Origin of the sequence: Limnobacter sp. SAORIC-580 (assembly GCF_013004065.1) — a bacterium.
Lineage (GTDB): Bacteria > Pseudomonadota > Gammaproteobacteria > Burkholderiales > Burkholderiaceae_B > Limnobacter > Limnobacter profundi.
In genome coordinates this window covers 2,241,661-2,254,431 of sequence record NZ_CP053084.1, presented here as the reverse complement: position 1 = coordinate 2,254,431, position 12,771 = coordinate 2,241,661, and the positions used below count along the sequence as shown (strand labels likewise).

General features: G+C 53.3%; 11 protein-coding genes. 5 read left to right on the top strand and 6 right to left on the bottom strand.

Annotated features, from left to right (window positions below; translation table 11 throughout):
• Positions 1-8: 8 nt before the first annotated feature.
• The 4 genes from HKT17_RS10560 to HKT17_RS10545 are packed head-to-tail and all read right to left on the bottom strand — an operon-like array spanning position 9 to position 2,333.
• Complete coding sequence (locus tag HKT17_RS10560; RefSeq protein WP_171099968.1) at positions 9-740, bottom strand: SDR family oxidoreductase; 732 nt, start codon at positions 738-740, stop codon at positions 9-11.
• Positions 737-1,000 (bottom strand): SemiSWEET transporter, encoded by a 264-nt coding sequence (locus tag HKT17_RS10555; RefSeq protein ID WP_008252246.1) that lies wholly within the window; start codon positions 998-1,000, stop codon positions 737-739. Before HKT17_RS10555 ends, HKT17_RS10560 begins: the two co-directional genes overlap by 4 nt.
• On the bottom strand, positions 1,000-1,953 hold the full coding sequence (locus tag HKT17_RS10550) for a PA2778 family cysteine peptidase (RefSeq protein ID WP_171099966.1): 954 nt from the start codon (positions 1,951-1,953) through the stop codon (positions 1,000-1,002). Before HKT17_RS10550 ends, HKT17_RS10555 begins: the two co-directional genes overlap by 1 nt.
• The gene (locus tag HKT17_RS10545; protein ID WP_040513516.1) at positions 1,950-2,333 is read right to left on the bottom strand and encodes a PA2779 family protein; all 384 of its coding nucleotides are present in this window, start codon (positions 2,331-2,333) and stop codon (positions 1,950-1,952) included. Before HKT17_RS10545 ends, HKT17_RS10550 begins: the two co-directional genes overlap by 4 nt.
• A gap of 133 nt (positions 2,334-2,466) precedes the next feature.
• On the opposite strand from HKT17_RS10545, the gene HKT17_RS10540 reads away from it, so the two are divergent.
• From HKT17_RS10540 to HKT17_RS10530, 3 genes are all read left to right on the top strand, one after another.
• Entirely contained in the window at positions 2,467-3,039 is a 573-nt protein-coding gene (locus HKT17_RS10540) for a hypothetical protein (RefSeq protein ID WP_105029556.1), read from the top strand.
• A 301-nt stretch (positions 3,040-3,340) separates the two neighbouring features.
• Entirely contained in the window at positions 3,341-3,811 is a 471-nt protein-coding gene (locus HKT17_RS10535; RefSeq protein ID WP_171099964.1) for a TadE/TadG family type IV pilus assembly protein, read from the top strand.
• Positions 3,804-5,432, top strand: coding sequence for a pilus assembly protein TadG-related protein (locus tag HKT17_RS10530; RefSeq protein WP_171099962.1), 1,629 nt, complete (start codon positions 3,804-3,806; stop codon positions 5,430-5,432). Before HKT17_RS10535 ends, HKT17_RS10530 begins: the two co-directional genes overlap by 8 nt.
• Before the next feature lie 8 nt (positions 5,433-5,440).
• Here the strand turns inward: HKT17_RS10530 and HKT17_RS10525 are convergent, their stop codons facing one another.
• On the bottom strand, positions 5,441-6,331 hold the full coding sequence (locus HKT17_RS10525; protein WP_171099960.1) for a DMT family transporter: 891 nt from the start codon (positions 6,329-6,331) through the stop codon (positions 5,441-5,443).
• 154 nt (positions 6,332-6,485) lie between these two features.
• On the opposite strand from HKT17_RS10525, the gene HKT17_RS10520 reads away from it, so the two are divergent.
• Positions 6,486-9,608 (top strand): efflux RND transporter permease subunit, encoded by a 3,123-nt coding sequence (locus HKT17_RS10520; RefSeq protein ID WP_171099959.1) that lies wholly within the window; start codon positions 6,486-6,488, stop codon positions 9,606-9,608.
• 3 nt (positions 9,609-9,611) lie between these two features.
• Positions 9,612-10,745, top strand: coding sequence for an efflux RND transporter periplasmic adaptor subunit (locus HKT17_RS10515; RefSeq protein WP_171099957.1), 1,134 nt, complete (start codon positions 9,612-9,614; stop codon positions 10,743-10,745).
• Between the two features lie 21 nt (positions 10,746-10,766).
• On the opposite strand, the gene HKT17_RS10510 is transcribed toward HKT17_RS10515, so the two are convergent.
• Positions 10,767-12,692: an alkaline phosphatase D family protein gene (locus HKT17_RS10510; RefSeq protein WP_171099955.1), complete on the bottom strand. Its 1,926-nt coding sequence runs from the start codon at positions 12,690-12,692 to the stop codon at positions 10,767-10,769.
• Positions 12,693-12,771: the final 79 nt, after the last annotated feature.

Here is a 12,771-nt window from a genome sequence, read left to right as displayed (position 1 = left end):
TTTGTGGGCTAGTGGGCGCGCAGGTCGTCCACGGCAAGCTTGCCGAAATTCGGGCTTAGCAGGTAGTGCACCAAGCGCTTACCGGTCTCATCGGGATCGCTCAGCGAATTGCTGTCTTTTAACTGAATGAATCGCTGTTTGTTGGGGAAAAGCGATTCGTCGGTTTCCCGAATTTGTGTTTGCATGGCGGTGTCGATCACGCCGGGTGCCAGGCTGCAAATGGCGACATTCGGCAGTTGGTCTTGTTGCACAGCCCGAGCATGCATGTCGAGCGCGGCCTTGGTGGCGCAATACACGCTCCAGCCCGGGTAAGCACTTTGAGCAGCGCCACTGGATACATGCAGTATCCGAAGTTGCTGCGTGCCCTGAATTTTCCGGGCCAGCAAGGCGCTCAGGGCCAAAGGCACTGCAACATTGAGCTGAACACTTCTGGAAATATCGACAGTGGCTTGCGCACTCAATGGCCCTATTGGAGACACCAGGCCCGCGTTGTTAATTAAAAGCAATTGTGTTGCGTTTGCAATGAATTTCAGCAGTTGGGGGCTGCTTTCAAGCTGCTCAAGTGCGCCGGGTTGTGCCAAATCAAGGCTTATTTGCTGAAAATCTTCGTTGTATTGTTGTTGAAGTTCAGTGTTTTGTGATCGGGCAATGCCCAATACAGCATGCCCTTGTTGCAGAAGTGCGCGGGCAATACCCAAGCCCAGCCCTTTGCTATGCCCCGTCAAAATTGCCTTGATCATGGTTTTTGATTCAGTTTCAAATACAGAATAGAGCTGGCGAGCAACAATGTGACTGCATTGGCCACCACAACAGGCCATTGCTGCACCAACAAACCGTAAACAAGCCACAGAAGCACACCCAAACAAAAACACGCGTACATGCCCAAAGAAATGCTTCGGGTGTCGCGTGTTTTCCAGCAATACACCACCTGCGGAATAAACGAAAAGGTGGTGAGTGCTGCGGCCACAAAGCCCAAGGTTTGGGCCCAATCCAGCTGCATCAGTCGGCCTGTATTTTCTGGGCTGTTTCCTTGTAGGCAGCAATGCGCCCGCCGCCGATGGCAATCGCTTTGTTGATCGCTGCACGGGCTTCATTCTTGCGGTCCAGCTTGATCAGAGTTTCCGCCAGGTTGTTCCAGGCATCAGCCATGTCGGGGTACACACCCACTGCCTTGCGGTAGTGCTGTTCGGCTTCCACATAACTTTTGGCCCCATAGGCCAGGTTACCCAAGCCAAAATGAAACCAGGGCTCGGTGGGCCAGGTTTTCGCACCCTGTAGGTAAGCCTGACCGGCTTTCTCTGTGTTGGAGCGCTCAAGCGCAACCGCTGAATTCAGATAGCCTTGTGCATTCACGTAGCTGGGTGGTTCGGCGGTGGTTTTAATCACGGTAAAGCCCCAGTTCTGTGAGCGTTCCCAAAGTTTCAAAAAGGTGGCCACGGGAATCAACTCACGTTCCTTCGGGCCAGAGCGCAAAATCATGCTGTTGCTGCCAGGCTCGTAACCCACCACCACGGCGTAGTGCCATTGCGGTGCAATCGGCAGTGAAAGATTCAGCAAAACCACCACGGGTGCGCCAGCATTCAGGGCGTCAAACAGTGCGGGAAGTTTGGGTTCAATTTGGTAACTCAGGTAGCCCAAGCGGCGGGGTGCAGCCAGCATTTCAAGTTGCAAGCTGCCTTGGCGGCCAGGCAAGTAAACCAGCTCAGCCAGTTTGTTCGGATCGGTATTTTCACCGGCATGGTTGAGCACCATGGCCAATGTTGACGGGCCGCAGTAAAACTCTTCCTGTGCGAAAAACGGCACGTTTTTGAGTTCAACAGGTGCTTGGGTTTGAACGGTGTTTTGAAGGTCTTGCGGGACTGTTGGCAAAATTGAACAAGAGGCCAACAGCCCTACAAGTACAGCTGAGCCCGCCAAGCGGGCCCAGGCGGTACTGGAAAAACGTAATTTCATCGAACGGAACGGGTAAACGGAAATACCTTGGTCAGGCCAAGAATGTCGGTTACCAACAAAATAATGAAGACAGTAAATAGTACACCAACAATGCCGGCACCTGCGGGTGCGTTCTCAATGTGGGCGGCAAGCTTTTGGGCTTCTTCTTCTGTCATGGAATCCACACGGGCCTTGGCAACTTCAGGGCTTACACCATGAGCTTGCAGTGCTTTGGCAATGTCTTCACGATCGAAGAATTGCTTGAGTTCGGAGCGGTCTTGCTGATGCATGGCAACCGCTTCTTCGGTGCTCACGATTGCTGCGTGGGCTGGTGCCACAATAAAGCTGCTTGAAAAGCTCAACAAAACTGCCATTGCTGTTGCGCGCATAGTTTTAGTCATTTTATTACTCCATCATTCTTGTGTGTGGGAAAGACCATCATAGGGTTAAACAAGCTTTACTGCTTATTTATTCCGAGTCAACCAAACGAAGGCCGTTGCGTTTTAGTTGACATCACGGCAAGGAGGATTTGTGATGAAAACTCGATTGTTCAGGATTTTTTCGGCCAGTTTTGCAGTTCTGACTGGTCTTGCTCTGGCCCCCATGCAGGCTCAGGCCGTCAACATCTCTATCGGTGTGGGCGGGGAAGTGCTTCCCGGTGTGTATGGCTCAGTCAATATCGACAACGGGCGCTACCCAACGCTGGTGTATGCAGAGCCCCTGATTGTGACTCGTCCGTCACGTATTTTGTCACCGGTGTACTTGCATGTACCTCCGGGACACCTGAAAAAATGGGGTCGCTATTGTGGTCGTTACGACGCATGTTCACGGCCGGTTTATTTCGTGAAGTCTCGCGATTACTACGACTTCAGCCCGCGTTACATTGAGCAGCGCTACATTTACCGAGACCGCGTGACCTACGTGAATCGTGGTGGCTATGACCGTCGCGACTACTATGACCGCAGGGATTACGACCGCCGCGACTATGATCGCCGTGATTACCGTGAGTATCGCCGTGACCACGATCACCGTGGGCACGGCAAACACTGGAAGCATGATGATCGAGGCCATGGACATGGCAAACATGGTCGAGGTCGAGACGACTAAGTTGTAAACAATAAGTTTTAGTTTCACTTCACAAAGCCGGCTGGTTCAGCCGGCTTTTGTTTTTTTACCAGCACAGGTTAATCATTTGTAAGTAAAAAGCTGACATAATGTAAGGCTTAATGTTTTCAATCAATTGTTTGATTGGTTTTTGAATGGACATCGCGATAAGCTTTATCTAGTTGAAATATAAGTGAAATATTTTTCCTTTACCCAAATAAGAGGGTAAAATTCATCCTATTCATTCCTATTATTCCCAGTGTTGAATGGCAAAGTGATTAGGTAATGTTTTGATTAACACTTTTTGACTAACCCATTCGACGAAGACAAGCCCATCATGAAAAATCAGTCCAAATTACGTCAGCGAGGCGCGCTCATGATCGAGCTGGTGCTGACACTGCCAATTTTGCTGGCTGTGATTTTCGCGATCGTGGAGTACTCGGTGCTGTTGGGGGCCATGTTGATCATGAACAACACCACCAGCGAGGCCGCGCGGCAAGCCACGGTGTATCGCAGTGGTTTTGCAGTCGGCGACTATGAAAGCCTTGCGCAAGACGCTTTGGAAGACCTGCTGCCCACTTACGTGGGTTCTTTCCGGGAAAGCGTTGTGCCTTCCGTGAATTCGTTTGCCTGCGGCGACTCAACCTGCCTGCGGGTGCGTCTCGATTATCCCAACTACAGCAGCAACCCACTGGTCGGTAATTCCTTTTTCATTCCTTTGCCTGAGAATTTGTCAGCAGAGTCCACAACACGTGTGGAGCCCAACGATGGTTAAGCCCAATTCTCTGCAATCGCAACGCGGTGCCTATTCAATTTTGACGGTGTTTGTGCTCATCATGAGCATGGGCGCTATGGGTGTTCTGGCCGTGGGGCACATGGCTTGGGAAAAAACCCGCTTGCAAGGTGTTGCTGACCTGGTTGCCCTGACTGCCGCCCGCCAAATGGCCAACGGGCCTGAGTTTGCCGAGGCACAGGCCATAGCCCTGGCCAACGGTGTAAGCGCCGACGACGATTTGACTATTGAGTGCATTATCGACGATGCACCCACCAATGATTGCGACAACTCCATCACCAGCCGGGTCACGATTGTTCGCCCGGTCAATGGTTTGCTGGTGTTTTTGCCAAACCGTGAGGTGACCGTGCTGGCCGAAGCAACCGTGGCACCCACGGTGGTGGGGTCGGTATCCAGTGGCCTGGTCAGTGTGGACACCAATCAGTCTGCTTTGCTGAATGGTTTGTTGACTGCCCTGGGTGGGGGCGCAATCAATTTGAATGTGGCCCAGTGGGGTAGTTTGCTGGGCAGCGACATTCGCGTTGATTTACTGGCCTTGGCCACTGAACTGGGTGTGGCCAATGTGAATGATTTGTTGTCGTTGAACGTGTCGGCATTGGGCTTGCTACAAGACGCGCTGGTGGTGGGCAATGCCGATGCAGCCGACAAAATGGAAGTTGAAGGCATTCTGAGTGCCTTGAGTGGGCCGTTGAATAATGTCAACGTGACTGTGGGTGATCTCGTGGCCCTCGATTTATCCGGTCGAACCAATACCACGCTTGACATTAACCTTGGACAACTGGCGCAGGTGACTGTGCTGAATGCTGTGGAAGGTGTGGGTTATGTGTTGCCTATTTCATCGGGTTTGCTGAATCTGGATGTCGGCGTGAATATTCTGGAAGCACCACAGGTATTTGTAGGCCGAAAAATGCCTTACAAAAACCCGATCGCCACGGGCCGAACGGCACAGGTTGCGTTGGATGTTCGTGTTCGCCAGCCTTTGAATATCAACCTTGCACTTGTCAGTTTGAGCGCGCTTGATCTGGGGCTTCAACTGCGTGTAGCCGGTGGCCTGGCCGAGGTGAATGAATTGACATGCAGGTATCCGCGCACAACCAACAACATGGTAATGACCGTGGTACCCGCCGTGGCCGAGGTGTGTATTTCTGACAGCGCGGGTAACTTGAATACCACTGTCGGCGCGCTGGAATGTGGCGCACCAGCCGATATTCTGGATGTGAATTTTCTGGGTTTGGTGAATGCCGGTGTTACTTTGGCGGCTGAGACCAGTTTGCGCTCTGACCCTGTTCAGCACAGTTTTGACGGGGTAGCGCCTTTCAGCGAAACCATTGAACTCAGCGTGGGGGAGTCACTGGGCAATTTGCTGCAAAACACAGAATTGGACCTTGGTATTGAACTTCCGCTGGTGGGGCCACTGATCAATGGCGTTGTGAACGGTTTGGTGAACTTGTTGCTGAATGCGCTTGAACCCGTGTTAAGTCCCATTCTGGGACTGGTGGGCAATATTCTTGATGGTTTGCTACAAGTGTTGGGTGTGGATTTGAACACGGTCACCGTGAATGTGGATTCCATGGACTGTCAAAGCGTGGTTTTGACGCGTTGAAATCTATATCAGTCCACCGGTACGGCATCGTTTTTTTGCAGGCCGTAAACGGCCGCCAAGGCTGTGCCGGCCAACACCACCAAACCGCCGACCAAAGTGTGCCAACCCACGGTTTCATCTAGAAAAAGGTTGCCCCACAGCACGCCGAATACCGGAGTTAAAAAGGTGACGGTAAGTGCCGAGGTAGGCCCAATGTCCATCACTAGTCTGAAGTACAGCAGGTAAGCCACACCACTGCACAACACACCCACACCGAGAATTGCCAGCCAACTGCTCATGGCGGGCATTTGTTCAGGCAGGTTAAATGGTACAAAGGGCATCAAAATAAACGAACCCATCAGCAAGCAACCAAATGCGTTGGTGAGGGGGTCAATGTCGCTGCCCAGGTATTTCGCCATGTTGGTGGCAATGCCATAGCAAGCCGCAGCGCCCAGTGCCGCAGTTACACCCAGCCCAGTGCCTTCTGTGTTCAGGGTTGCCGCATCAAAACCCACAATAATTGCCACGCCCAGTAAACCCAAGACAAGCCCAAGCAAGGCCATGGGCGATGGCACGGCGCGCGTCCACACCAGGGCAACAAGCGCAGCCCAAATTGGCGCAGTGGCGTTGATGATTACCAGCACCGATGCTGTGACCGTGAACGAGGCGTAGGCCACCAAAGTGAAAGGCAGGGCGGAGGCAAATACGGCGATCACCGCAATTAACTTCCAGCGCTTGGCAACCTGGGTTTGCTTGCGGGTGAGTGCAAAAAGCCCGCCCAGAAACAGTGCACCAAACATCACCCGAAGCGCCGCCATGAAAGCAGGTGCCATATCGGTAGCCGCAATTTTGTAAAACACAAACGACGAGCCCCAGATCATGGACAGCAACAACAATCGCAGCGCACTGGCTTGACTCATGGTTTTCATCAGGTGGTGAGTGAATGCGCAAGTATGCTTAAATTAGGCCTCCCCTTGAAGGGTTTCGAGAATAATTCTCAAAAAAATTTGAACATTTTCGGGCAATGGCGCTCAAAGTGGGCTGTGCAAAGAAGCAGCAGTCAAAGGACTAACAATGTGGTTGGTGAAGTACGCATTGCGAAGACCCTACTCCATGGGCGCGTTGGCAATTCTCGTGTTCATTCTGGGTTTGTCGTCCCTACGGCAATTGCCGGTCGATATTCTTCCTGAAGTAAAAACTCCGGTGGTGAATGTGGTGTGGACCTATCAGGGCTTGAATGCCCGTGAAATGGCTACCAAAATTACCTCGTTCTCCGAGTTGGCTTTGCTCAACAACGTGGACAACGTGAAGGAAATTTCCTCAGAAACGTTCAATGGCGTTGGACTGGTTCGGGTGGTGTTTCAAAACAACGTGGAAATTGATGTGGCCTTGTCCCAGGTTGGAGCAATTTCACAAACCATCTTGCGACGAATGCCCGCTGGCACCAGCCCGCCCATTGTGGTTCGCAACTCCTTGTCCAGCCGGCCCATCCTCAGCATGGTGGTCTCTTCCGACACGCTCAGTCAAAGCCAGTTGGCCGATTATGCCCGCATTCAGTTGCGCGGGCAGGTGCAAAGCATTGGCGGTATGCGGCTAACCTTGCCGTATGGCGGTGCAACCCGCCAGATCATGATTGATTTGAAGCCCGATGCACTTCCAGCCTTTGGGCTTTCCGCTGCCGATGTGGCACAGGCTGTTAACCAGCAAAACCTCACCCTGCCTTCAGGCAATGTGCGCGAAGGGATGCGCGACATGCAAATTTCCGTGGATGCAAGCCCGGAAAGCGCCGAGGTGTTTGCCAACTTGCCCATTAGCGCAAGGGATGGCCGAATCATCAAGCTTCGTGATGTGGCCGATGTGCGCGATGGAGGTGCCATTCAAACCAACCTGACTCGGGTGGACGGCAGCAGCGCCGTGCTGGTGTCTATGATCAAAATTGGCGATGCGTCCACCACAGAAATCATCGAGAAAGTGAAGGAACGGTTGCCGGAAATTCAAGCCGCTGCCCCAGCAGGTGCGAAAATCATACCCATTTTCGATCAGTCCATTTTCGTTCAAAGTGCGGTGGACATCATCGCCAAGGAAATTCTGATCGTGGGTTTTCTCGTGGGCCTGGTGGTGTTCATCTTCCTGGGGTCGATCAAATCCAGCCTCATTGTTCTGGTGTCGATTCCACTTTCACTGCTGGTCGCGGTGATTGCCGTGAAGCTGACTGGGCACACGCTGAACCTGATGAGCCTGGCGGGTCTTGCCCTGGCGGTGGGTATTCTGGTGGACAACGCCATGGTTGAAATTGAAAACATCAACCGCAATATTGGCCTGGGGCTGAGTGCACCGCAGGCAGCACTGGCCGGGGCCAAGCAGGTGGCGTTCCCCGAATTTGTGTCTACCTTGTCCACCTGCATTGTGTTCACGCCCATTTTCTTGCTGGAGGGCATTGCGGGTTATGTGTTCCAGCCATTGGCCATCACAGTGATTGCTGCATTGGCGGCGTCCTACTTCTTTTCAAGAACTGTGGTGCCCACCTTGGCTGCGCTGAATCTCGGCAAGAATGACAAGCATTACAAGGGTTTTCACAAACTTGAAGCATCCATCGACCGTTTGGGTGACGGCATTGCCAACCGACTGCCTGCCTTGCGCGCCAAGTGGCCCGTGGTGGCCTTGGTGGTGGTTTTGATTGTGGCCAGCGCTGGCACTTTGCTGGCCATCAGCCCGCAACAGTATTTCCCGCGCACCGATGCGGGTTTGTTGAAGCTGTACGTGCGTGGCCCGGCAGGCACGCGTGTTGAGGAAACTGCCAACAAGTTTGCACAGGTCCAAACCACCATTCGAGAATTGATTCCTGAAGATGAAGTAAAGCAGATCGTGGAATTGATCGGGCAGCCCGACCCGGTGAACATGTCTTGGGTAGACACCATGACCATTGGCAGTTTCGATGGTGAAATGCTGATCGAGTTAAATCCCAAGAAGGCCAGCACGTTTGAGTATCAAACCTTGCTGCGCAAGGAACTGACTGAACGTTATCCCGATTTCAAGTTTTTGTTTTTGCCTGCGGACATTACCAATCAAACCTTGTCGGGCCTAACACCCACCTCGGCTGAAATTCGGGTGATTGGAAGGGATGTGCCTGGCAATATGGGCATTGCGCAAGAGTTGCTCAAGAAACTGGATGGCTCCAGTGACATCAGTGATTTGATGTTGCGGCAGGTGGGCAATTTGCCGGAGTACGTGGTGTCGATTGATCGAGACCGTGCCCTTGCCTTGGGCATTACTTCGGCCGATGCCTTGCAAACCTTGTTGGGTGTATTGGGCACAGGCGGCACGGTCGCACCCAGTTATTGGTCCGATCCCCGCGCGGGTATTTCGTATGTGGTGCAGGTGCAAGCACCGTTGCAAACCATTAACTCGGCCGAAGATTTGCTTCGTTTGCCAATTACCACGCCCGGCGGAGAAAGCATTCAACTGGGCGCGATAGCAACCATCACACCACGCACCGTGCCGGCCACGGTGGTGCGTTCTACCCTGCAGCCAGTGGTGAGCGTGCTGGCCAATGCGCCTGGTGCAAATTTAAGGGTTCTCGCCGAGCAATCCCAAGAGGCGGTGGCCGAGTTGCAGTCGCGTTTGAAACCGGGCAACAAAATAGAGATCAACGGCCAGGCCACGGCAATGACCGAGGCCTTCGGGGAACTCGCGATTGGTTTGCTGGGTGCCTTGGCCTTGATTGTGCTGGTGATGGTGTTCAACTTTCAATCGTGGGTTTTGCCTTTTGTGGCCTTGAGCAGTTTGCCGGTGGCGCTGTCCGGTGCAGTGGCTGCCTTGTATGTCACCGGGACGCCGATCAGCGTGCCTGCACTCATGGGCTTGATCATGACCATGGGCATTACCACGGCCAACAGCGTGTTGCTAACCTCGTTTGCGCGTGATGCCTGGGTGCAGGGCATGGGTGCCTGGGATGCCGCATTGCAAACCGTGCGCCAGCGAATTCGTCCAATTTTGATGACCGCATTGACCATGATTGTGGGCTTGATCCCGATGGCCACTGCGCTGGGGCAGGGCGCTGAGCAAAATGCGCCACTGGCCCGCGCGGTGATTGGTGGCTTGATGACAGGCTCGGTGGCTACCTTGATTTTGGTGCCTTTGATTTTCACATTTGCAATGAAAAACGCAGTACCCGGCAAACCGCTGGTTGAGGAGTAAACCGTGGATAAAACAGGCGTGAGTAAACCATTTTTAATTGGCGCTACCGTGACAGTGTTGGTGGCAGCGGGCGCTGGTTTTGTGTATTGGGGGCAGGACGCCAAAGCGAATTTAAAACCTGCCCAAGACCAGGCAAGCATGCCTGTGGTCAATGTGGTTCAGCCTGCCCTGTCGCAGGCCAGCAGTGACATTCAATTCGCAGCAAGGCTGGCCCCTTCGCGCGAGGCCAGTTTGTTTGCCCGCAGTTCAGGTTTTGTGGAGGCACGCTATGCCGACATTGGCACACGTGTCAAAGCGGGTGAAGTACTTGCACGTATTTCAGCACCCGAATTGGAGGCTTCGCTGAATTCTGCACGGGCGGCACTGAATCAACGCGAAGCAGAATTGCTGCTTGCAACACGCAATCGCGAGCGGGTTGAGCCTTTGGGTACTGCGGGTGCAGTGTCGGCCCAGCAAGTCGATGAGTTGATGGGCATTGAAGAAGTGGCCAAAGCCAATTTGAATGCTGCAAAAGCAGAGGTGGCCCGCTTGCAAAGTGAATTGACCTACCTGACCTTGAAGGCACCTTTTGATGGTGTAATCACCGAGCGCAATATTGACCGGGGCGACAGGGTGAGCCCCAATGACACACGCATGCTTTACCGAATCATCAACAGCGATGTGATTCGGGTGCAGGTGGATGTGCCGCAACCCCAGTTGTTTCGCATTGAGCAGGCCAGCAAAGCCAGCCTGATCATTGCCGAGCGCCCGGGCCAAATGATTGCCGTGAATTTCAAGCGATCTTCTCAGGAATTGCGTGCGGACACTGGCACCGTGCGAATTGAATACGAGTTTGATAACCGTGAACTGGCCTTACCTGCCGGTTTGAATGCCAGTTTGAAAATTGAATCAAACGGCAAAGGCAACAGCGTTACGGTGCCTGCCAACACCATTGTGTATCGGGATGGTGGCGCTACTTTGGTGGTGTTGAATGCAGACAACCAGGTTGAGTTCAGAAAAATTACCTTGGGTAAAAATTTCCCGACCACTGTGGAGGTTGTGCAGGGCGTAAGCGTTGAGGACCGCGTGGTGGTGAATCCCAACGCTTTGTTGAAACCAGGCCAGCAGGTGGAAGTGGCGAAGCCCGCAGCAAGCTGATAGCCCTGGCCCGGCAATTCGCTAGTGTGCTTCGTCTTCCATGCGCTTGCGAAATTCAATGGTGTCGCCATCGGCCAGCAGCTGAGTAATTTTCAAAGGTGCACCGGTGGCATCAAGAGTCAGCAAACCGACTCCACTGCCGTTGACCAAGCGCTCGCCACGACTGCCATGGTCGGGTTTGCGCGGCACAATGCGCATTTTTCGGCGTTTGGTGAACCAGTTCAAAGGTGACCAAGGGGCATACAACCATCGATTCATGCGGTCGAGAATGTCGAGCAGTTTGCGCGGAAACTCATTTCGAAAACCACTGCTGGTAATTTGCCAAATATTGGGGCTGTTTTTCTTGCTGCGAAGTTCCACTTGATAAGCGAATGAATAGTGCACATCGCCAGAAAGAATCACAAAATTTTGGGGTGTTTTGCCATGGCGAAACAGGTTCAACAAGGTGTTGGCTGCGCCGCGGTGGGCCATCCAGTTTTCGGCATCTACCATCAAGGGTTTGCCAAACCAGGTGAACACTTTTTGTATGGTTTCAATCAATTTGACGCCGAATATTGGGGCTGGCGACACCAGCAACACGGCATCATGACCAAGCAGCCTTTGCTGCAACTCGGACAGTGATTCCCAGTCCATCAGTCCGGAAGGGTGTGCAGGGTTGAATTCCGACCGCCAGCGGTTGGTTCGCGTGTCGATCACCATCAAAGCTGGCTTGGTGTCCCATTTGTATTGCCAGCCGCGAAAGGCAATCAACTCGGAAATCAGGTCTTCGTGCGCTTCCTCGCCGGGCAATTGTAGCGCCTCATCGCAGCGCTTCATCATGTCATCGGAAAAGTTTTCTGGCGCATTGCCCCAGGCCTGACACACCAGGTAAGCCACCAGCGCATTGCCAATGATGCGGCGGGAGAATGGCTCACCGTAAGCAGTTTCCTCCCACTCGGCACTCAGGTTCCAGTCGTCGGTGATGTCGTGGTCGTCGAACATCATGGCCACTGGTATGTGGGCCATCAAGCGGTGCACACAGTCCAGTTCGGCGACAAATTCTTCCATCGCTTCCAGTTGTGCTTCATAGCGTTCTGCAAATTCGGTGGGCACTTCCGGTGGGATGGTCATGTCCGTGTAGCGCCAGGGAATGGGCGACCACACCAACAGGTACATGGCCATGACTTCAGACAGGGAGATCAAATGGTTTCGGGCACTGTCAGTGGTGAACACCGGTTTTTTCACACCCGTGAACAGCACGGTGCGAATGTCTTTGTTGGCCCTGGTTTTTGGCAACAATTGATCGCGCGTGTAATAGTGCGGCTGTTCGCGGTGCAGGGTATGGCTGCTGTGCAGTTGGGTACCGGGCAAAGGCTCGGCTGGCGAATTCAATTCGTTGAGCAAGCGGTGTATGGCCACCAGCATGGGGCCCGCTACATCGTCGGTGTAAATTTGATCGCCACCCATCATCAACAGCGCTGGCCATTCGGTGGGTGTGGCAGCCAGTTCTAGCAAGTGTTGGTCGGCCCGAACCAGGCCATCACCGGCCGAGCTGTCTTCCTTGCGGGCGTAATGCGGCTTGCGGCAAGAACCGTGTAATACGCTGCGAACCTGGCTGTGAATGACAAACCCCAGCGTGCTTCTGCCGGGGTAAAGCAGATGTGGCGATTCCTGGGTCAGGTTGATCCATTCGCCATCTGCCCCATGTTTGTAGCTGAGTTCATAGCCTACCCAAGTGTCAGCAGGCAGAGGCATGTTCAAAGGCAGGTCGATCAGGTGAATGTAATAGTGCTCGGCCACTTTTAATTCACGGCAATGCCCGCGAATTTCATGCACCTGCGAATCGTGTTTGTCCGGGAACAGGGAAAGTCGCCATTGCACGGGGCGGGATGTGGCCAACCACAAAGTGATTCGCTCGCTTTGCATGCGACGCAACACGGGGCCAGCCAGAAGGGTGTTGATGCTCATACTGCGATTGGGGTGAGGTGTGGGAACAATGCACAAACCCTATCAACGTTTAGCTAGTAATTTGGTGCACAGCCCACAC